19 protein-coding genes are annotated in these 20362 nt (G+C 70.0%); 6 read left to right on the forward strand and 13 right to left on the reverse strand.

The genetic code is table 11. From position 1 onward, the window contains the following. Nucleotides 1-100 precede the first annotated feature (100 nt). The 5 genes from LR948_RS16740 to LR948_RS19055 all read right to left on the reverse strand — a co-directional run bounded on the left by LR948_RS16740 (nucleotide 101) and on the right by LR948_RS19055 (nucleotide 3442). The gene (locus LR948_RS16740; RefSeq protein ID WP_232755234.1) at nucleotides 101-781 is read right to left on the reverse strand and encodes a hypothetical protein; all 681 of its coding nucleotides are present in this window, start codon (nucleotides 779-781) and stop codon (nucleotides 101-103) included. A gap of 236 nt (nucleotides 782-1017) precedes the next feature. Further along, nucleotides 1018-1590, reverse strand: a complete 573-nt coding sequence (locus tag LR948_RS16745; RefSeq protein WP_232755235.1) for a cob(I)yrinic acid a,c-diamide adenosyltransferase — start codon at nucleotides 1588-1590, stop codon at nucleotides 1018-1020. 5 nt (nucleotides 1591-1595) lie between these two features. Continuing rightward, nucleotides 1596-1799, reverse strand: a complete 204-nt coding sequence (locus LR948_RS16750; RefSeq protein WP_232755236.1) for a twin transmembrane helix small protein — start codon at nucleotides 1797-1799, stop codon at nucleotides 1596-1598. Nucleotides 1800-1886: 87 nt separating this feature from the next. Further along, nucleotides 1887-2720, reverse strand: coding sequence for an SDR family NAD(P)-dependent oxidoreductase (locus tag LR948_RS16755; RefSeq protein WP_232755237.1), 834 nt, complete (start codon nucleotides 2718-2720; stop codon nucleotides 1887-1889). Between the two features lie 68 nt (nucleotides 2721-2788). After that, nucleotides 2789-3442, reverse strand: a complete 654-nt coding sequence (locus LR948_RS19055) for an SH3 domain-containing protein (RefSeq protein ID WP_232755238.1) — start codon at nucleotides 3440-3442, stop codon at nucleotides 2789-2791. A gap of 165 nt (nucleotides 3443-3607) precedes the next feature. Between LR948_RS19055 and LR948_RS16765 the strand changes: the two genes are divergently transcribed. The 5 genes from LR948_RS16765 to LR948_RS16785 all read left to right on the forward strand — a co-directional run bounded on the left by LR948_RS16765 (nucleotide 3608) and on the right by LR948_RS16785 (nucleotide 10206). Further along, nucleotides 3608-5929, forward strand: coding sequence for a DNA topoisomerase IV subunit A (locus LR948_RS16765; RefSeq protein WP_232755239.1), 2322 nt, complete (start codon nucleotides 3608-3610; stop codon nucleotides 5927-5929). Further along, nucleotides 5850-7115, forward strand: coding sequence for a DUF898 family protein (locus tag LR948_RS16770; RefSeq protein WP_255703039.1), 1266 nt, complete (start codon nucleotides 5850-5852; stop codon nucleotides 7113-7115). The genes LR948_RS16765 and LR948_RS16770 overlap by 80 nt, the downstream gene beginning before the upstream one ends. A gap of 109 nt (nucleotides 7116-7224) precedes the next feature. Continuing rightward, a complete protein-coding gene (locus LR948_RS16775; protein ID WP_232755241.1) occupies nucleotides 7225-8349 on the forward strand; it encodes a M48 family metallopeptidase in 1125 nt (374 codons plus the stop codon). Nucleotides 8350-8521: 172 nt separating this feature from the next. Beyond that, nucleotides 8522-9280, forward strand: coding sequence for an electron transfer flavoprotein subunit beta/FixA family protein (locus tag LR948_RS16780; RefSeq protein WP_232755242.1), 759 nt, complete (start codon nucleotides 8522-8524; stop codon nucleotides 9278-9280). Then, complete coding sequence (locus LR948_RS16785) at nucleotides 9280-10206, forward strand: electron transfer flavoprotein subunit alpha/FixB family protein (RefSeq protein ID WP_232755243.1); 927 nt, start codon at nucleotides 9280-9282, stop codon at nucleotides 10204-10206. The genes LR948_RS16780 and LR948_RS16785 overlap by 1 nt, the downstream gene beginning before the upstream one ends. Before the next feature lie 608 nt (nucleotides 10207-10814). Here LR948_RS16785 and LR948_RS16790 read toward each other — a convergent pair. Beyond that, the gene (locus LR948_RS16790) at nucleotides 10815-11648 is read right to left on the reverse strand and encodes a DUF6473 family protein (RefSeq protein ID WP_370634998.1); all 834 of its coding nucleotides are present in this window, start codon (nucleotides 11646-11648) and stop codon (nucleotides 10815-10817) included. Nucleotides 11649-11798: 150 nt separating this feature from the next. Here LR948_RS16790 and LR948_RS16795 point away from each other — a divergent pair, with 150 nt between their 5' ends. Continuing rightward, nucleotides 11799-12674: a 3-hydroxybutyryl-CoA dehydrogenase gene (locus LR948_RS16795; RefSeq protein WP_232755245.1), complete on the forward strand. Its 876-nt coding sequence runs from the start codon at nucleotides 11799-11801 to the stop codon at nucleotides 12672-12674. 107 nt (nucleotides 12675-12781) lie between these two features. Here LR948_RS16795 and LR948_RS16800 read toward each other — a convergent pair whose 3' ends face one another. The 7 genes from LR948_RS16800 to tolB form a co-directional block, all read right to left on the reverse strand. Further along, nucleotides 12782-13387 (reverse strand): MOSC domain-containing protein, encoded by a 606-nt coding sequence (locus LR948_RS16800; RefSeq protein WP_232755246.1) that lies wholly within the window; start codon nucleotides 13385-13387, stop codon nucleotides 12782-12784. Nucleotides 13388-13391: 4 nt separating this feature from the next. Then, a complete protein-coding gene (locus tag LR948_RS16805) occupies nucleotides 13392-14171 on the reverse strand; it encodes a methyltransferase domain-containing protein (protein ID WP_232755247.1) in 780 nt (259 codons plus the stop codon). Further along, complete coding sequence (ftsH, locus tag LR948_RS16810) at nucleotides 14168-16081, reverse strand: ATP-dependent zinc metalloprotease FtsH (protein WP_232755248.1); 1914 nt, start codon at nucleotides 16079-16081, stop codon at nucleotides 14168-14170. The genes LR948_RS16805 and ftsH overlap by 4 nt, the downstream gene beginning before the upstream one ends. 78 nt (nucleotides 16082-16159) lie before the next feature. Next, nucleotides 16160-17422, reverse strand: coding sequence for a tRNA lysidine(34) synthetase TilS (tilS, locus tag LR948_RS16815; RefSeq protein ID WP_232755249.1), 1263 nt, complete (start codon nucleotides 17420-17422; stop codon nucleotides 16160-16162). Then, nucleotides 17419-18348: a tetratricopeptide repeat protein gene (locus LR948_RS16820; protein WP_232755250.1), complete on the reverse strand. Its 930-nt coding sequence runs from the start codon at nucleotides 18346-18348 to the stop codon at nucleotides 17419-17421. Before LR948_RS16820 ends, tilS begins: the two co-directional genes overlap by 4 nt. A gap of 4 nt (nucleotides 18349-18352) precedes the next feature. Continuing rightward, nucleotides 18353-18880, reverse strand: coding sequence for a peptidoglycan-associated lipoprotein Pal (pal, locus tag LR948_RS16825; RefSeq protein ID WP_232755251.1), 528 nt, complete (start codon nucleotides 18878-18880; stop codon nucleotides 18353-18355). An 84-nt stretch (nucleotides 18881-18964) separates the two neighbouring features. Next, the gene (tolB, locus tag LR948_RS16830; protein WP_232755252.1) at nucleotides 18965-20293 is read right to left on the reverse strand and encodes a Tol-Pal system beta propeller repeat protein TolB; all 1329 of its coding nucleotides are present in this window, start codon (nucleotides 20291-20293) and stop codon (nucleotides 18965-18967) included. Nucleotides 20294-20362: the final 69 nt, after the last annotated feature.

Here is a 20362-nt window from a genome sequence, read left to right on the forward strand (position 1 = left end):
CTTGTCAGACGCCTCGTGTTTCAAAGGGGCCAGAACCGGCCCGGTTCGCATCGCGGGCGGGATATTGTCTCGGCGCGGGAAAATCAAGCCGATGTTCGGCTCAGCCTCCGGGCGCGGTGACCTCCGGCTCATCGGTGGGCGCGAAGACCGCCGCGGCGGCGGGGTCGGAGCCCTGCTCTGCCGGGGCCTCGGGGGCGTCGGCGGGGGCGGCAGGGGTCACCGGGCGGCCCGCCTCGGGGCCGCCGAACCAGCCCTGGGCGCGCATCTCCTTGCGCATCCAGCTTTCGATCACCAGCGCGATGTTCTTGGAGAGATTCTCCATCTGCTCGGCCTTGCTCTGGGTCACGCCCGAGCCGACGATGGTCTCGGCCGAGGGCGCCTCGAGCGCGGTGAGCTGCTTGGCCTCCTCGTTGAGCTTGCGGCCCGTGGCGTCCTCGAAGACCGTGACGTTCACGATCAGCACCGATTTCGGCGAGAAGACCAACGGGATGCCCGGCTGCGCGAGGACATAGCCTTCGACCGAGATGCCGAGGTGATAGAAGGCGTCGCCCTGATAGCGGCGGAAGCGCTCCTCGATGGCGGCGTCGACGGCTTCGATCCATTCCTCGTCGCTGGCGTCGCGCGAGGCCGGGCCCTTCACGATGTTCGGGGCGACCACGATGCCATGGCCCATCTTGAAATCGCCGATCGGCTCCACCGGCTGGCGCAGCTCGCGCGCCCCGTCGGCGCAGGCGGCCAGGAGGGCGCAGAGGGCGAATGCGGGAAGGAAACGGATCGTCACGGCGCGCGGACCTCTCGGATTGTGCTCCGCACGATCCTTAGCGAATGGGCCGGGAGGGGGCAATGACGGGGGGCTGGGGGGTGTCGCCGGGCGCATGGGCTGCGAGGGGCGTTCGAGCCGTGAGGCGCGTGCCGTCTGGGTCGTCGCGGGGCGGGGTCGGATAGATGCGCGACATACGGCTGAGCCGGGCGGACCTCAGCCCGCCCGATGCGGCACACCCCGGCGCGCCGCCGTTCTTACCGGTTGGCGCCGGGCTTCCAGAGCACGTCGGCGCGGCCCTCGTCATTGGCGATCCGCGCGGCGACGAAGAACCAGTCGGAGAGCCGGTTGAGATAGGTCACCGCCGCCTCGTTCACGCCCTCCACTGCGGCCAGCTCGATGGCCTTGCGCTCGGCGCGGCGGGCCACGGTGCGGCACTGATGCAGATGCGCGGCGAGCGGCGTGCCGCCGGGCAGGATGAAGCTCCGCAGCGGCTCCAGCCGCTGGTTCATCGCGTCGATCTCGGTCTCGAGCCGTTCCGTCTGCGAGGGCATCATGCGCAGGACCGGGTGGCCCGCCTCCTCGTCGCGGTGCATGTCGGGCCGGCAGAGATCGGCGCCCAGGTCGAAGAGGTCGTTCTGGATGCGCGAGAGCTGCTCGGACAGCGCGTCCTCGGCATGCAGCCGCGCCACGCCGACCACGGCGTTCAACTCGTCGACCGTGCCGTAGGCCGCCACGCGCGGCGAATGCTTGGCGATCCGGCTGCCGTCGCCCAGCGCGGTTTCCCCGGCGTCGCCGGTGCGGGTGTAGATCTTGTTCAGCACGACCATGGGGCTCAGCCTCCGCGTTGCAGCCAGACGAAGAGCAGGATCAGGAGCACCGCCACGAACTGCGCGGCGATCCTCAGACGCATGACCTTGTTGGCATGTTTCCGGTTGAACTCACCGCCCTTGGCGAAACCGCCGATGCCGACCAGCAGGATCACCACCACGGCAAGCATGACGATGGCGGTAATGATGAAAAGCGGATCGTTGAGCATGGGGCACCCCTCGCGGTTCGGACGGCGGAACTTCTCGGCGCCGAGACCTAGGCCCGCGCGCCGCGATGTCCACACTGCGCCGAGCCCTCACCCCTTGTCGAGCACCCGGTCCAGCGCCCGCGTGGGCAGGAGCCGTCTGAGCGCGCCCATGGCGTGGGTCGGCGTGGTGACATAATAGCGCGGTTTCGGCCGGGGCTGGGTCAGCGCCGCGCAGAGCTTCTCGGTGACCGCCTCGGGGCCCAGCTCGAAGCGGTTGCCGCCCGAGCCCTTGTAGAGCTGGTCGAGCAGGCTCTCGCGGTATTGCCCGGCGCGCGGCGAGGCGCGCCAGTCGACCCAGCGCTCGAATTCGCGGATGGCGTTCTCGCGGAAGCGGCTGCGGATCGGGCCGGGCTCGATCAGGCTGACGTGGATGTTCTCGGGCGCCATCTCGAGGCGCAGCACGTCGGCCCAGCCCTCGAGCGCGAACTTGGTCGCGCAATAGGCGCCGCGCCATTTCACGCCCACGAGCCCCAGGACCGAGGAATTGAGCACGATGCGCCCGTGCCCCTGCGCCCGCATGACGGGCAGGATCTCGCGGGTGAGCCCGTGCCAGCCAAGGAAATTGGCCTGGAAGATCGCCTCCATGCCGGCCTGCGGGACGTCCTCGAGCGGGGCGGGAATCGCATAGGCGCCGTTGTGGAAGACCGCGTCGAGGGTGCCGCCGGTCGCGGCCAGAACCTGCTCCAGCGCCGGGGCGAAAGTCGCGGGGTCCTCGTAGTCGATACGCGGGGCGGCGAGCCCTTCGGCCTCGCGGGCGGCGCAATCCTCGGGTTTGCGGCAGGCGGCGAAGACCTGCCAGCCCTCGGCGGCGAGGCGCCGGGCGGCGTCGAGACCGATGCCGCTGGAGGCGCCGGTGATGAGAAGCGAGCGGGGCTGTGACATGGCTCCCTTCTGGCGGCTCGGCGGCGCGGTGGCAACGGGGCTTGGGCGCCGCCCGGCCGGCGCCGCGCTCAGCGCGCGGCGGTCACCAGGTAGTCGGCCATCCAGCCGATCCGGCTGGTCTCGACCACGCGCAGCTTCAGCCAGCCGCCTTCCTGGCGCAGCACCTCGACCTCCTGGCCCTCGGAGAGCTGGGTTAGCACCGAATGGCGGGTGCCCGGGCCCTGGCGCAGGTTCACGCGGCTGCCGTCAACGCGGCGCAGGTCGCGGCTGGGGGTCATCTCCTCGGTCGAGGTCACGCGGGTGCCCGCGCTCGGGCCCGGCAGGGCGCGGCTCGGGTCGCGGCGGGTCAGCGCCAAAGCGTCGGTCTGGGTCCAGCCTTCCTCGGCGCGCGGGCTCGGCGCGGGCGTGGGCTCGGAGGGCATCTCGAAGCTCGCGAATTGCACCTCGGCGGTGCCGCCGGCCTCCGCGGCATCAGAGGTCCGTGCCACCGCGGGCTCGGCGCTGGCCTGCGCGGCCGAGGCGGAAATCCGCGTCAGCTCCGCCGCGCCGGTCGCGGCGCGCGACACCTTGGGCGCGCCGGCCTCGGCGGCCGCGATCATCCCGCCCGCGCTTGTCTCCTGCTGGGCCAGTTGGCGGTCTCCGGGCTGGAAGTCCGCGCCCCCGGACATCTCCCAATAGGTCCAACCAAGAAAAGCGAATGTCAGCAGAATGAACCGGGTCACGGGACCCTCCCCAGATGGTTTGAAATTTTGAGATCACCGCCGCCGGCAGATGTCGGCGAGATCCCGCTGAGAGCAATTCCTTAACCAGAAAGACATCAAAAAGGTTCCGCGCAGCGGGCCGCTCCTTGCTTGCCGGTGCCGCTTGGCGGCGGTATCACAGGATTTATGGATGACGACGCGCTCGACCCCAATATGAACGACAGAAACGTGGCCGAACCGCTGAGGCGGGCGATCGGCGAGCGCTACCTGACCTATGCGCTCTCGACGATCATGAACCGCGCCCTGCCGGATGCGCGCGACGGGCTGAAGCCGGTGCACCGGCGGATTCTCTTTGCCATGCGGGAACTTCGGCTTTCCTCCTCGGGGGGCTTCCGCAAATCGGCGAAGATCTCGGGCGACGTGATGGGCAATTATCACCCCCACGGCGACGCGGCGATCTACGACGCCATGGCGCGGCTCGCGCAGGACTTCGCGGTGCGCTACCCGCTGGTCGACGGCCAGGGCAACTTCGGCAATATCGACGGCGACAACCCGGCGGCCTCGCGCTACACCGAGGCGCGGCTGACCGTGGTGGCCGAGGCCATGCTCGACGGGCTGAACGAGAACGCGGTCGACTACCGGGCGAATTACGACGGCACGCTGACCGAGCCGGTGGTGCTGCCCGCGACCTTCCCGAACCTCCTGGCCAACGGGGCCTCGGGCATCGCGGTGGGCATGGCCACCAATATCCCGCCGCACAACATCTCCGAGCTGGTCGACGCCTGCCTGCATCTGATCAAGACGCCGGACGCCCGCGACGACACGCTTCTGAACTACATCCCCGGGCCCGACTTCCCCACCGGCGGCACCATCGTCGAGCCCCGCGAGAGCATCGCCGAGGCCTATCGCACCGGCCGCGGCTCCTTCCGGCTGCGCGCCAAGTGGCAGGTCGAGAAGCTCGACCGCGGCCAATGGCAGGTGGTGGTGACCGAGATCCCCTACCAGGTGCAGAAGTCCAAGCTGGTCGAGCGGCTGGCCGAGCTGATCCAGACCAAGAAGGTGCCGATCCTCGCCGACATCCGCGACGAAAGCGCCGAGGACATCCGCATGGTCCTCGAGCCGCGCTCGAAGAACGTCGACCCCGAGATCCTGATGGGGATGCTGTTCAAGAACTCCGACCTGGAGGTGAAGTTCAGCCTCAACATGAACGTGCTGATCGACGGGGTGACCCCGCAGGTCTGCTCGCTCAAGGAGGTGCTGCGCGCCTTCCTCGACTTCCGCCGCGAGGTGCTGATCCGGCGCTCGCAGCACCGGATGGAGAAGATCGACCACCGGCTCGAGGTGCTCGAAGGCCTGATCGTGGCCTTCCTCAACCTCGACCGGGTGATCGACATCATCCGCTACGACGCCGACCCCAAGGCCGCGCTCTGCCGCGAGGACTGGGGCCGCGACCATGTCCGCGCCAATGACGAGTCGGATTACGTCTCGCCGGCGCCGGCCCGCGGCGATTCCGAGACCGGGCTGACCGAGGTGCAGGCCGAGGCGATCCTCAACATGCGCCTGCGCTCCCTGCGCCGCCTCGAGGAGCTGGAGCTGGTGGCCGAGCGCGACCGGCTGATGGAAGAGCGCGCGGGCCTCGAGGACCTGCTCGACAGCGAGAGCCTGCAATGGGGCCGCATCGCCGACCAGCTGCGCGAGACCAAGAAGACCTTCGGCAAGGATTACGCCGGCGGCGCCCGCCGCAGCGATTTCGCCGAGGCCGGCAGCGTCGAGGACGTGCCGATCGAGGCGATGATCGACCGCGAGCCGATCACCGTGGTCTGCTCCCAGATGGGCTGGATCCGCGCCCTGACCGGCCATATCGACCTGAACCGCGAGCTGAAGTTCAAGGACGGCGACGGCCCGCGCTTCACCTTCCACGCCGAGACGACCGACCGGCTCCTGGTCTTCGCGACCAACGGGCGGGTCTACACGCTGGCCGCCGCCAACCTGCCCGGCGGGCGCGGCATGGGCGAGCCCCTGCGCCTTTCGGTGGATCTGCCGAACGAGGCCGAGATCCTGGACATCCGCATTCACCGCCCCGGCCAGAAACTGCTGGTGGCCTCCTCTGCGGGCGACGGCTTCGTCGTGCCCGAAGAGGAGATCGTCGCCCAGACCCGCGCCGGCAAGCAGGTGCTGAACCTGCGCGGCGAGGTCTCGGCCCGGGTCGTGACCCCGGTTTCGGGCGATGCGGTCGCGGTCGTGGGCGAGAACCGCAAGGTCCTGGTCTTCGCGCTCGAGGAGCTGCCCGAGATGGCCCGCGGCAAGGGCGTGCGGCTGCAGAAATACAAGGACGGGGGATTGTCGGATGCGAAGACCTTCACCCTGGCGCAGGGCCTCTCGTGGTTCGACCCCGCAGGCCGCACCCGCAGCGTCGAACGCCCCGAGCTTGACGAATGGATCGCCAAGCGGGCCAGCGCCGGACGGATGGCCCCCCGGGGCTTCCCCCGCGACAACCGCTTCAACTGAGGCGAACCCTGCCCTCGCGACCGGCTTCTCGGGCCGGCGCGGGGCGCTCTTCTGGTTGGCGCTCCGCACCGGCGCGCTGACCGTCCTGACCCTCGGGCTTTACCGCTTCTGGATGAAGACCCGCCTGCGCCGCTGGTACTGGTCGGCGATCCGGCCCGGCGGCCACCCCCTCGAATATGTCGGCGACCCCTGGGAGAAGCTGCTTGGCTTCCTCGTGGCGGTGGTGATCCTGGCCTTCTACATCGGGCTGGTGAACCTGGTGCTGATGTTCCTCAGCTTCTCGCTCTTCCAGGGCAATGCCGCGGCCTATGCGCTGAGCCTTCTGGGCGTGGTGCCGCTGTGGTTCTACGCCCAGTATCGCGCGCGGCGCTACATCCTGGCGCGGACCCGCTGGCGCGGCTTGCGCTTCGGGCTCGAACCCGGCGCCTGGGGCTATGCGGGGCGGGCGCTCTGGCACTGGCTCCTGACGCTTCTGAGCCTCGGCCTTCTCTGGCCGCGGATGACCTTCTGGCTCGAGAAATACAAGGCCGACCGGACCTTCTTCGGCGATGAGCGCATGGTCCAGGAGGGCCGCTGGACCATGCTTCTGCCGGCGCTGCGCTGGATCGTGCTGGCGCTCGTGCTGGGGCTCTGCGCCACCGCGAGCCTCTATTCCGGGCTGCCGCTCGGCGCGCCGCTGATGGTCGGGGCGCTGGTCGCGGGGCTCTACGGGCTGGTCTACTACCGGGTCGAGACGCTGCGCCGCCTGACCGAGCACAAGCGCCTCGGCGGGGCGCGGCTGACCTTCGATCCCAGCGCCTTCCGGGTCATGGTGATCACCGGGCTGGGATACCTGGTCACCGTGGTTCTGGTCTCGGTGCCGCTCGCGCTGCTGGGCGCGGCGCTTTTGGGCGTGCAGGCGCTGGCGCTGATCGACGAGCTGGAACTGGGCGAGGCCGCGACGCTGCTGACCGGCCTGCCCGATGCGGCGCTGATCGCGCTGTCGGTGGCGCTCTATTTCTCGATCTTCCTGCTCTGGGGCGCCTTCCGGCAGGTCTTCGTGACCCTGCCGATCCTGCGCCACTACGCGCTGCACCTGGGCGTGGCCGAGCCGCAGGGGCTATCGGCCGTGCGCCAGCGACCGCGCGACGAGGCCCACCAGGCCGAGGGCTTTGCCGAGGCGCTGGACGTGGGGGCCTCGCTGTGAGCCGGGCCCGGGCCTTCCGCCCCGCTGTTGTGCCGGCGGTCGGCCATGTCGCGCTGACGGCCCGCCCCACGGCGCAATTGGCCGATCACGCCACCCAGAGGGCCCGCCCATGAGCCGCGACACGATCATCCGCGTCGGGCCCGAGCCCGAGCCCTTCTCCGCCCCCGCCACCTATTACGACGGCGAGACGGCGATGCCGCATCCCGTCACGCTCGCCATCGACCTGCCGCTCAAGGCGCTGGTCTTCGATGTCGCGGGCCGCACGCTGCGCTGGCCCCTGTCCGAGATCCGCGAGCTCCCGGACACCGCCGGCGGCGACCTGGTGATCTTCCACCGCGCCGACGATCCCCTGGCGCGGCTGGTGATGACCGACCGCAGCCTGGTGCCGCATCTGCCCGACCGACGCCGCCGCGCGCCGGTGGGCAACCGCAAGGTGATCGCCGCCTGGGCCGCGGGCGCGCTGGCCTCGGTCGCCTTGATCATCTTCGTCCTGGTGCCGCTCATGGCCGACCAGCTCGCGCGGTTCATCCCGCCCGAGGGTGAACGCGCCCTGGGCGAGGTCACGCTCGAGCAGATCCGCGGCGCGCTGTCGGAAGACTTCGAGCCCGTCGCCTTCTGCGATGCCCCCGAGGGCCGGGCCGCGCTCGACACGATCCGCGACCGGCTGGCTTTGGGCACCGAGCTGCCGCAGGAACTGTCAGTGCATGTGCTCGACCACGAGATGGTCAATGCCTTCGCCCTGCCCGGCGGCTTCGTGGTGCTGTTCCGCGGGCTCCTCGAAGAGACCGGCAGTGCCGAGGAGGTCGCCGCCGTCCTCGCCCATGAGGTCGGCCATGTGGTCAGCCGCGACCCGACCCGCCACGCCCTGCGCTCGGCGGGCTCGATCGGGGTCCTGGGGCTGATCTTCGGGGATTTCGCCGGGGGGGCCGCGGTGCTCTTCCTCGCCAATCAGCTGATCGAGGCGCAATACAGCCAGGCCGCCGAGACCGGCGCCGACGCCTATGCCCACGAGATGCTCCTGAACGCCGGGCTCTCGCCCGCGGCGCTGGGGCGGATGTTCGACACCTTCCGCGATCTCGACGGCGAGCCCCCCGAGATCATGGCGCATTTCATGTCGCATCCCGACCTCGCCGACCGCATCGCCGCGGCCGAGGCGGCGGTGCCCGGGGGCTATTCCCCGCGCCCGCTCCTGAGCGAGGTGGAGTGGCGGGCGCTTCGGCGCATCTGCGATTGATTCTTGCGTCTGACGCAAGGTTAGCGCCCAACAGGGCCGAAAAACGCGACGTTCCGCGCAGGAGATGCGTCGATTTCCCCCTGTTGAAGGCGGCAGCGGCACGCTACACCTCTGATGAAATTCATCAAGGCATGTCCCCCGCGGCATGCCCGATCCAAGGGAGAGCACGCCGATGAAGGTACTCGTGCCTGTCAAACGGGTGATCGACTACAACGTGAAGGTCCGCGTGAAGGCGGATGGCACGGGTGTCGACCTCGCCAACGTCAAGATGTCGATGAACCCCTTCGACGAGATCGCCGTGGAAGAGGCGATCCGCCTGAAGGAGGCCGGCAAGGCCGAGGAGGTCATTGTGGTCTCGATCGGCGTGAAGCAGGCGCAGGAGACCCTGCGCACCGGCCTCGCCATGGGCGCCGACCGCGCGATCCTGGTGACCGCCGCCGACGACGTGCACCAGGACATCGAGCCGCTCGCCGTAGCGAAGATCCTCTCCAAGGTGATCGCCGAGGAAGAGCCCGGCCTGGTGATCTGCGGCAAGCAGGCCATCGACAACGACCTCAACGCCACCGGCCAGATGCTGGCGGCGCTGACCGGCTGGGCGCAGGCGACCAACGCCAACACGCTCGACATCGAGGGCGACCACGCCACCGTGGCGCGTGAGGTCGACGGCGGCCTGCAGACCATCAAGGTCAAGCTGCCCGCCATCGTGACCACCGACCTGCGCCTCAACGAGCCGCGCTACGCCTCGCTGCCGAACATCATGAAGGCGAAGAAGAAGCCGCTCGAGGAGAAGACCCCCGAGGACTACGGCGTCGACGCCAGCCCGCGCCTCGAGGTGGTGAAGACCTCCGAGCCGCCGGAGCGCGCCGCCGGCGAGATGGTGGGCTCGGTCGACGAGCTGGTGACGAAGCTGAAAGACAAGGGGGTCGTGTAATGGCCGTTCTTCTGCTTGCCGAAATCAACGACGGACACCTGTCGCGCGACGCGACCGCCAAGGCCGTGACCGCCGCCCGTGACCTGGGCGACGTGACGCTCCTGGCCGTGGGCGCGTCGGCCAAGGCCGCCGCCGAGGAAGCCGCCACCATCGAGGGTGTCGCCAAGGTGCTGGTCGCCGAGGACGCGCTTTACGGCCACCGCCTGGCCGAGCCGGTCGCGGCGCTGATCGTGTCGCTCGCGGGCGATTACAGCCATATCGCGGCGCCGGCGACGACCGATGCCAAGAACATCCTGCCGCGGGTCGCCGCACTCCTGGATGTCATGGTGCTGACCGATGTGACCGGCGTCGTCGACGCCGACACCTTCGAGCGCCCGATCTACGCCGGCAACGCCGTGCAGACGGTGAAATCCGCCGATGCGACCAAGGTTCTGACGATCCGCACCTCGACCTTCGAGGCGGCGGGCGACCAGGCCGCGGCCGCGCTCGAGGATGTCGCCAAGGGCGAGGACCCGGCGGTCTCGGAATGGGTCGAGGACAAGATGGCCGAGAGCGACCGGCCCGAGCTGACCTCGGCGGGCATCGTGGTCTCCGGCGGCCGCGGCGTCGGCTCCGAGGAGAACTTCGCGATCATCGAGAAGCTCGCCGACAAGCTCGGCGCGGCGGTCGGCGCCTCCCGCGCCGCGGTCGATTCGGGCTTCGCCCCGAACGACTGGCAGGTCGGCCAGACCGGCAAGGTGGTGGCCCCTGACCTTTATGTCGCCGTCGGCATCTCCGGCGCGATCCAGCACCTCGCGGGGATGAAGGACAGCAAGGTGATCGTGGCGATCAACAAGGACGAGGAAGCGCCGATCTTCCAGGTCGCCGACTACGGCCTGGTGGGCGACCTCTTCGAGCTGGTCCCGGAGCTGACCGAGAAGCTGTGAGGTTTCCGCGGGCGCTGAAGGGCGCTTGCTTGGGATGAATGAGAGAGGCCCGCCGGGGAACGGCGGGCCTTTTTCGTTGGGGGGAGTGGTGAGGTTGGTTGGCGAGTGGTGAGGAGCGTTTGTGGGTCAGGGAGGTTCATAGGCGGGCCGGTGAGGTGCGTTTGTGGGACAGTGAGGTTCGTTGACGGGCCATGAGGCGCCCACCGTTGGCTCCCGCCCCGGCTTGACAACGCCGCCAGCAACCCCGCACCGGAACTCTCAGAGCCACCCAGCACACCCGCACCGGAACTCGCAGAACCACCCAGCACAACCGTCCCTTCTTGCGCCCGAATAGCACCGAAGGTGCCGGGCGCGCGCCGGACCGGCCCGATGGGCCGGCGCTCTTGTGGGTGGTGCGCTTAGATCGTCTCTAGCCCTGACCTTGCTGCCATAAAGCGCCTCGCTCAGAGGTCAGCAGCGCCGGCCCCCGGTCCGCCGCGCGCCCTCCTTTGAGAGGTGGGAGACGGTCTGACCCTCCGGGTTCCACCCAGCATTCTCAAAAACGCTGCAGCCCCGCACACAGAAAAGGGCGCCTCGCGGCGCCCTCCCCGTTCAGACCTGCCCTCTCCTCAGGCCGCCATCGCCATGTCGATCGCGCCCGCCAGCGCCTGGGCGGAGCGGGCGTGGGCGCCGAGGCTGAAGGAGCGCCGTGCCAGCGGCATCTCGGCGGCGGAGAAGACCATGCCGGCGGTGTCATGCGCCGCGGCGGGTTCGAGCACCTCGATCATCCCGGCCACGCCCGGGGCGAGCGCCTCGAGCATGGAGCGGGTCACGAAGGCCGGCTCGCAGAGCCCGGCCATGCCCGGACGGGCGCGCTCGGGCGGCGGGGCCTCGGAGAGCCAGAGCAGCCAGACCGGTGCCGCGATGCGGGCGATGAGCCGCGCCATGCGGCGCGACCACACCGCCTGCAGCTCGGCCTGCACCAGCGCGAACCGCTCGGCATCGGTCTCGATCAGCTTGGCGATCAGCGCGCCGACGAAGCTGATCAGCGCGAAATCCACCTCGGGGTAGAGCGCGCGCAGCTCCGGCGAGGCGGTCAGGAACCGGTCGTTCCGGCGCGGATGCACCCGGTAGTAGCGGTTCGAGAGGTTGGCCGCGCCGACGACCTGCAGGACCACGGCCTCGGCCCCGTCGGCGAGGCGCTGCACCTCGGCATCCCCGAGATAGAGGTCCAGGCCGGCGTTGATCTGTCCGAGGTTCAGGCAGGGCCGGCCCAGCCGGTCCGAGAGCTGGGCGGCGAAGGGCCGCGCCAGGAAGCGTCCGAAGGTCTCGGATCCGCCGAGGCAGGCCACATAGCCCCCCGTCAGCGCAGGTTTCGGTCCGCGAAAGGCCACGCGGCTAGTTCCATAATGGCACGGCGCATAATCCAGCCCGCACCGAAAAACGGTGTTGTCCATTTTCATCCCCAAAACAAGCTCACCCGGCACCGAGGCTGACCGATTCGCCTTTCCGATCGGTTAATGCCGGACGGGGCGCGGGAATCCGGGTTGCGCACGCCTTGTGATCCGGTGATGACGGGGCGTATCTTCGCCCGGACAACGGAAAGGCAGGCCATGGAAATCAAGACCGTCGGCGTCGTCGGCGCGGGACAGATGGGCAACGGCATCGCGCATGTGATGGCGGTGGCCGGCTATGACGTGCTGCTCAACGACATCAGCGGCGAGGCGCTCGAACAGGCCGTCGCGACGATCACCCGCAACCTCGACCGGCAGGTCAGCCGCGAGAAGATCAGCGCCGAGGACCGCGACGCCGCGCTGAGCCGCATCGCCACCACCGAGACGCTGACCGACCTCGGCCGCACCGACCTGGTGATCGAGGCCGCGACCGAGCGCGAGGAGATCAAGACCAAGATCTTCGAGACCCTGGTGCCGGCGCTCGGGCCCGACACGATCCTGACCTCGAACACCTCCTCGATCTCGATCACCCGGCTCGCCAGCCGCACCGACCGGCCCGAGAAGTTCATGGGCTTCCACTTCATGAACCCGGTGCCGGTGATGAGCCTGGTGGAGCTGATCCGCGGCATCGCCACCGACCGCGAGACCTACGAGGCCTGCCTCGCCGTGGTCGAGAAGCTGGGCAAGACCGCCGCCTCGGCCGAGGATTTCCCCGCCTTCATCGTGAACCGCATCCTGATGCCGATGATCAACGAGGCGGTCTACACGCTGCTCGAGGGCGTCGGCAACGTCAGCTCGATCGACGAGGCGATGAAGCTCGGCGCCAACCACCCGATGGGGCCGCTGGCGCTGGCGGATTTCATCGGGCTCGACACCTGCCTGGCGATCATGAACGTGCTGCACGACGGGCTGGGCGACAGCAAGTATCGGCCCTGCCCGCTCCTGTCGAAATACGTCGAAGCCGGCTGGCTTGGCCGCAAGACCCAGCGCGGCTTCTACGACTACCGGGGCGAGACGCCGGTTCCGACCCGCTGAGGCGCGGGCCCGGAAGGGCTAGGGCTCCGGGCTCCGGCCCCAAGCCCCCCACACAAGGCGCACTTGGGCCCGCTCTCCATCCCGGGCCCGCCCCCACGCCAAGCGCGCTAGGCCCCGCGCTCCGCCCCCGGCCCGGCCCCGCGCCAGGCGCGCTGGTCGGGCACATGCAGCGTCAGCGCGCCGCCGAGGCGCAGGCACCCCGGCCGTTCGACCCAGGCGGTGACGCCGCGCCGGCCCGAGGCCGCCCGGCGGAAGGTCTTGGCCTCCTCGGGGTGGTCCTCGGCGATCTCGCGGGCGGGCAGCTGGCAGGGCCGGTTCTGCATGTCCACCACCAGCATCCCGCCGTCCTCGAGCTGCAGCCGCGCGGACGGCGGCAGATGCGACAGATCCGGCAGCCCCTCCACCACCAGCGAGGCCCCGAGCCATTCGGGATCGAGCGCGTGCAGCCCCATCTCGGCGGCGGTTTCGGCGATCTCCTCGGCGGAAAGGAGCGAGAGCTGGCGGACGTTGCGGATCTCGGTGCCGCGCGGGTATTGCGCCTTTAGCCGCGAGCAGGAGGGCCGGTTGATGCCGGCATGGGTGTCGCCGGGGATGCCCTCCCAGCCAAGCGCGATCTCTTGCACAGGCTCCGAGCGGATGCTCCGGGTCTCCGCGGTGACGCGGCCAAGCCAGGTGATGCAGGCGGAAAGCCCGGTGGGCACCAGCGCGGGCATGCGCCTAGACCTGCAGGGTGAAGAAGAGCCGCCGGAAGGGAAAGAGCACCGCCCCGTCCGCGGCCTCGGGATAGGCCTTGCCGATGGCGCGTTCGTATTCCGCGATCAGCCGGTTCTGTTCGTCCGAGGACAGCGCCGCGAGGATCGGCCGGGCAAAGGTCGCCTCGGTGAAGCGCCGCACCGGGTGGCCCTCGGCGTCGGGGGCGAGGTCCTGGTAATACTCGGTCTCCCAGAGCGTCACCTGCCCCAGCCCGCGCAGGAGCCGTTGGTATTCGGCGGGCAGCATGACGCCCGGCAGGCGGCTGCGGTCGATGCGGTTGGGGAAAAGCTCGTCGGCGATCTGCAGCCAGAGCCGGTGCGAGGGCGCGCGGTTCTGGTTCGGCATCTGCACCGCGAGGACGCCGCCCGGGGCCAGCATGCCCGCGAGCCGCGGCAGGAGCGTGGCGTGGTCGCCCACCCAGTGCAGCGCGGCGTTGGAGAAGATCAGCGCCGGCGGGGTCTCGGCCCGCCAATTCGCCAGGTCCAGCTCTTCGGTCGAGGCGTAGGAGCCGGTGCGCTCGGCGTAGTCCAGCATGGCCGGGCTGGTGTCGACGCCGACCAGGCGGCGGCGCAACTGCCCGAGGGCCGGGCCGACGGTGCCCGAGCCGCAGCCCAGGTCGATCACGTCGCCCGCGGGCAAGGGCCCGATGGCGCGCAAGAGGTCCAGCGCGGGGCGGAGACGATGACCCCGGAACCTGTGGTAGGTCCCGGGGTCCCAATCCGCCGTGGTCCGCGTCGGGCTCATGCCGAGGGCTCAGGCTCCATGTCGCCCGAGGGCTTGGACTTGGGCTTGGTCTTGGGGATCGCCACCACCGAGGGTTTGTCTTCCTGCGGCGCGTTGCCGGCGTCGTCGTCGCTGGAATGCGGCGGCTCGCCCTTGATCACGCGCTGGATCTCCTCGCCGGTGAGGGTCTCGTATTCGAGAAGCCCCTGCGCCAGCCGGTCCCATTCCTCGTTGCGGTCGGTGAGGATCTGGTAGGCGCGCTCATAGGCTTCCTGGATGAAGCGGCGCACCTCGTCCTCGATCAGCTCCTTGGTATGGGCCGAGACCGACAGACCGGCGGTATTGCCCTGGTAGCCCTCGTGGGCCTCGGAGTAGTCGATGTTGCCGATCTTGTCCGACATGCCCCAGCGCAGCACCATGGCGCGGGCCAGCGCGCTGGCCTGCTGGATGTCGCCCGCCGGGCCGTTCGAGACGTTGCCTTCGCCATACTTGATGATCTCGGCCGCCTTGCCGGCCATGGTCATGGCGAGCTTTTCCTCGCATTCGGACTTGTGCCAGTTCAGCCGGTCGATCTCGGGCAGCGAGACCACCATGCCCAGCGCCCCGCCGCGCGGGATGATCGTCGCCTTGTAGACCGGGTCGCACTGCGGCAGCGTCAGGCCGACGATGGCATGGCCGGCCTCGTGGTAGGCGGTCTTTTCCTTCTGCTCGCCGGTGAGCACCATCGAGCGGCGCTCGGAGCCCATCATCACCTTGTCCTTGGCGTTCTCGAAATCGACCATGGTGACGAAACGCCGGCCGACACGCGCGGCCATGAGCGCCGCCTCGTTGACAAGGTTGGCGAGATCCGCGCCCGAGAAGCCGGGCGTGCCGCGCGCGATGATGCGCAGGTCGACGTCCGGGCCGAGCGGGGTCTTGCGGGCATGCACGCCGAGGATCTTCTCGCGGCCCTTGATGTCGGGGTTCGGCACGGTGATCTGCCGGTCGAAGCGGCCCGGACGCAGGAGCGCGGGGTCGAGCACGTCGCGCCGGTTGGTCGCGGCGATGATGATCACGCCCTCGTTCGATTCGAAGCCGTCCATCTCGACCAGGAGCTGGTTCAGCGTCTGCTCGCGCTCGTCGTTGCCGCCGCCGTAGCCCGAGCCGCGGTTGCGGCCGACGGCGTCGATCTCGTCGATGAAGACGATGCAGGGCGCGTTCTTCTTGGCCTGTTCGAACATGTCGCGCACGCGAGAGGCGCCGACACCCACGAACATCTCCACGAAGTCCGAGCCCGAGATGGTGAAGAAGGGCACGCCCGCCTCGCCCGCGATGGCGCGTGCGAGCAGCGTCTTACCGGTGCCCGGGGGGCCCACCAGCAGCGCGCCTTTCGGGATCTTGCCGCCGAGGCGCGAGAACTTCTGCGGGTTGCGCAGGAACTCGACGATCTCCTCGAGCTCTTCCTTGGCCTCGTCGATGCCCGCGACGTCGTCGAAGGTGACGCGGCCATGCTTCTCGGTCAGCATCTTGGCCTTGGACTTGCCGAAGCCCATGGCGCCGCCGCGGCCGCCGCCCTGCATCCGGTTCATGAAGTAGATCCAGACGCCGATCAGCAGCAGGAAGGGCAGGAGCGAGATCAGGAAGGACTGGAAGCCCGATTGTTCCTGCGGCTCGGCGCGCACCGGCACGTTGTTCTCGATCAGAAGGCCGGTGACCTCGGCGTCCTCGGGCTTGACCGTCACGAAGTCGGTGCCCTCGCTGGTCCGGTAGCGGACCTGTTCGCCGTCGATCGTCACCGAGGCGACCGACTGGTCCTCCACGGCCTGCACGAACTCCGTGTAGGTCGACTCGCGGCTCTGCAGCGTCGCGTTGCCGCCGGAGAACAGGTTGAAGAGCGCCAGGACGAGCAGAAAGAGCACGACCCAGAAAGCGATATTACGCGCGTTGCCCAAAGGAACATCTCCTGTGAAACGTTTGCGCGGCTGTAGCACGGCCGCGCCCCGAGTTACATAAGGTTGTGACCCCGCCGTTCAATGCGACAGAAGGAACGCCGGGAGGTCCCGGGTCGGGCCTTCGAGCCGGCAGGCATGGGCGGGTCCATGGTTGAGAGCGGCGCAGGCGACCAGCCGCTCCTTGTCGAAGATCGCCGGCAGGGCCAATGCGTCGTGAAAGCGCGGGCCGCCGGCAGGCTTGTCGGTGATCTGCGCCCAGCCGCGCGGGCCGAGCATCCGCACGGTGAGCCCTTCGAGCCCCGCGCCCTCGAGGTGCCAGCGCCCGTCCCAAAGGCTGCCGTCGCCGACCTCGGCGGTGACGCCTTCCAGCGCGGCGGCCTCGCGCAGGATGCGCAGGGTGTCGTCCTCGACCCGCACCGCGGCGCCGCCGAGCGTGCCGCCCTTGCCGCCGAGGCAGCCGTCGAGCAGCGCCTCCAGCGCCTCGGCGCGGGGCCGGTAGCCCGCGCCCGCGACATATTGCAGGGCCCCCGCGAGGAGCCGCATCTGGGTCTCGCGCTCCACCGCGGCAAAGCCGTCGCGGTCGAGCGTGACCTGCCCCCAGGTCTCGGCGCCGATGCGGTCGGCCACATCCGCCGCCCGGGCCCTGAGCGCCTGGCGCGCCCGGGCCATGCGGGCGGCGGTGGCGTTCAGCCCCTCGGGGCTCAGGCCCTCGGCCTCAAGCTCGGTGAGCAGCCGGCGCATCCGCACCCGTTCGAAGCGCTGGTCCTCGTTGGACGGATCCTCGGCGAAGGGCACCCGCAGCACCCGCAAGTGAAAGCGCAGCGTCTCGCGGCGTTCCTGCAGGAGCGGGCGCAGAATGCGCATGCCGCCGCCCTGCCGCGCGGGCGCCATGGCCGAGAGCCCGTCCACGCCCGAACCGCGCCGCAGCCGCATCAGCAGCGTCTCTGCCTGGTCGTCGGCGGTATGGGCAAACAGCACGTCGCGCATCCGTCCGCGCCACTGGTCGATGAGGCCCAGCCGGGCGCGGCGGGCGGCGTCCTGCAGGTTGCCCTGGCCGTCCCAGCCGTCCCAGCGCAGGATGTCGTGCTGCCAGCCGAGCTGGCGGCATTCCTCGGCCACGAGCCGCGCCTCGTCGGCGGCCTCGGGGCGCAGCCCGTGATCCACGGTGACCACCCGCAGCCCGACGCCCCAGGCGCGGGTCCAGTTGTGCGCCAGGGCCAGCATGGCCATACTGTCGCCCCCGCCCGACACCGCCAGCCCGATCTCCGCGGGGAAATCCGGGCCGAGAAGCTGCCCCATCGCGGCAGCGAAACGGGCGTCGAGCGCGGGTGTCTCGGTCACTGGCAGCCGAGCGCGGCGCGTTCCTCGGAGGCGCGGGTCACCGCCTCGGAGCCGGGATAGCGGGTCGAAACCTCGGCCAGGGTCACGCAGGCCTCCTGGGTGGAGCCGAGCCGCCCGAGCCCGCGGCCCAGCAGGAACAGCGCCTCGGGCGCGGTGCGGGCCTCGGGATAGAGGTTCCAGGCGTCGAGATAGGCGCGCGAGGCTTCGCGGGTGTCGCCCATCTCCTCGAGCGCGCGGCCCCGGCCCAGCAGCGCCGCGCTGTCGAGCGGCCCGCCGGGATAGGTCTGGCGGAAGTCGGCGAAGGCCTGGGCCGCGCCCTGCCAGTCGCCCTCTTCGAGCTGCGCCTGGGCGGCGCGGAAGTCGGCCTCCTCGGCGGCGGCGAGCTGGGCGCCGCCGGTCACCGGCAGGCCGCCGTCGCCCGCGCCCTGCCCGGCCTCGCCGCCGGCGCTGTCGGACGGCCCGGCCTCGATGTCCTCGGGTGTGGCGGTGCCGTCGGTGGGCACGCCGCTGAGGCCGCCCGAATCCGAACCCGCCCCGCCGGTCGCGGGCGCGGTGCCGCCCAGGGGCGGGGTGTCCCCGAGCGCGCCGATGTCGCAGCCCTCTTCCAGCTCGCAAAGCCGGAACTGCAGATCGCCGATCCGGTTCGAGCCGTCCGAGACCACCCGGTCGATGCGGTTGGTCAGCTCTTCGGTGCGCGAGGTCAGCCGCTGCAGCTCGGCCTCGATGGCGTTCACCCGGTCGATGGTGCCGCCGCCGACCTGCACGTCCGAACCGGAGGTCGTCGAGAGCTCGCGCTTGAGCTTCTGCAGCTCGACCGTGAGCACCTGGATGTCCTGGCGGATGTCGGCCAGCGTGTCGGCGCCCTGCGCCTGGCCGGCAATGGGCGCGGCCAGGAGGGCGAGGGAAAGCAGCGTCGCGCGGATCATCGGATCAGCTCACCCCGGCCGCCGCGATGACGGTCACCGCCCGGCGGTTCTTCATGTAGCAGGCCTCGGTCGAGCAGATCTCGATCGGGCGCTCCTTGCCGTAGGAGACGAAGGTCAGACGGCTTTGCGCGACGCCCTGGGCCACGAGGTATTCCATCACCGCGTTGGCGCGGCGCGCACCGAGCGCGAGGTTGTATTCGCGGGTGCCCTGCTCGTCGGCGTGGCCCTCGATCCGGCCCTGGTAGGCGGGGTTCGACATCAGCCATTGCGCCTGCTGCTGCAGGGTCTGCTGCGCCTCGGGGCTCAGCGTCGACTGGTCGACGGCAAACAGCACCCGGTCGCCGATGGTCTGGTTGAAATAGGCCGGCGAGGCCGGATCGTTGGCGCTGCCCGGCACCACGGCGCCGGCGCCCGCACCGGCGCCCATGCCGCCCGCGCCGCCTGCGCCGCCGTCGCCGAAGCGGTTGGCATTGGTGCAGCCCGCCACGGCGAGCGCCCCCACCAGCATCATGACTGTCGTGATCTTGCCCATGTCTCTCGTCCTGCTCTTGGTTGCGCCGACGCTAACACAAAGCGCGGCACGGGTGAATCGCCGCGGCCAGGGGCCGCGTCCGGTCTATTGCAGCGGGCCCCAGTTGGGGTCCGAGCCGCCCGCGGGCGTCGAGACCCGCTTGAGGTTCCGCCCCGAGATGTCGACCGAATAGAGCGCCGAGGCGCCGCTTTCGCCCTGGGTCTCGCGGCTGAACATCAGGACCCGGCCGTTCGGCGCCCAGGTCGGGCTCTCGTCGAGGAAGGAGGCCGTCAGCAGCCGCTCCTCGGAGCCGTCGGTGCGCATCACGCCGATGTGGAAGCGCCCGGCGTTCTGCTTGGTGAAGGCGATGAGATCGCCGCGCGGCGACCAGACCGGCGTGCCGTAGCGCCCCTCGCCGAAGGAGATGCGCGTCGCCTCGCCGCCGCCCGCGGGCATCACGTAGAGCTGCTGGGTGCCCGAGCGGTCGCTCTCGAAGACGATCTGGCTGCCGTCCGGCGAGAAGGAGGGCGCGGTCTCGATCGAGGGCGCCGAGGTCAGCTGCGTGGTCTGCCCGGTGGCGATCTCGGAGGCGTAGATGTCGGTATTGGCGCCATTGGTCGCCGAGTAGAGAAGCCGCTGCCCGTTCGGCGAGAAGCGCGGCGCGAAGCTCATGGTGCCCGATTGCGCGGGCAGGATGCGGCTTTGCACCGAGCCCACGTCGAGGACATGCACCCGCGGGTCGCCGGTGGCGTAGCTGGTGTAGATCACCCGGTCGCCCGAGGGCGAAAAGCGCGGCGCCAGCACCAGCGCCGAGCTGTCGGTCAGATACTGCAGGTTCGCCCCGTCGTAATCCATGATCGCCAGCCTCTTGGCGCGGTTGCCCTTGGGCCCGCTCTCCGAGACGAAGACCACGCGGCTGTCGAAATAGCCGCCCTCGCCGGTGATCCGGCTGTAGACCTGGTCGGCGACCTTGTGGCCCATGCGGCGCAGCCCGTCGGTCTGGCCGGCGAACTGCATGCCCTGGCCGAGCTCGGTGCCCGCGAAGACGTCGTAGACGCGGAACTTCACCACCACGCGCCCCGCCCCGTCGACCGAGACCGCCCCGGTGATCAGCGCCTGGGCGTTGATCGCCCGCCAGTCGGCGAACTGCACCGGGCTTTCGAAGCTGGTGATCTGGCTGATGAAGGCATCCGAGGCGATCTGCCGGAACAACCCCGTGCCGGTCAGGTCGTCGCGCACCACCTGGGTGATTTCCTGGGCGTATTGCTGCGCGGCGCCGCTTTCGGCGACGAAGGTCGGCGCGGCGAAGGGCAAGGGTTCGACCACCCCTTCGGTGATCTCGATCCTCAGCGGCCCGTCCTGGGCCTGGGCCGTGGCCGGGGCGACGAATAGCGCCAGCGCCAGCGCGACGAGGCAGGAGAGAAGCGGGTTCATCAGCGTGCCTTTCCTCGGGGAACCGGGGTCGGGGCGACCATAGCCGCCCCGCTCCCCACACAAAACAGA

This window comes from Roseivivax sp. GX 12232 (genome assembly GCF_021272185.1).
Classification (GTDB): domain Bacteria; phylum Pseudomonadota; class Alphaproteobacteria; order Rhodobacterales; family Rhodobacteraceae; genus Roseivivax.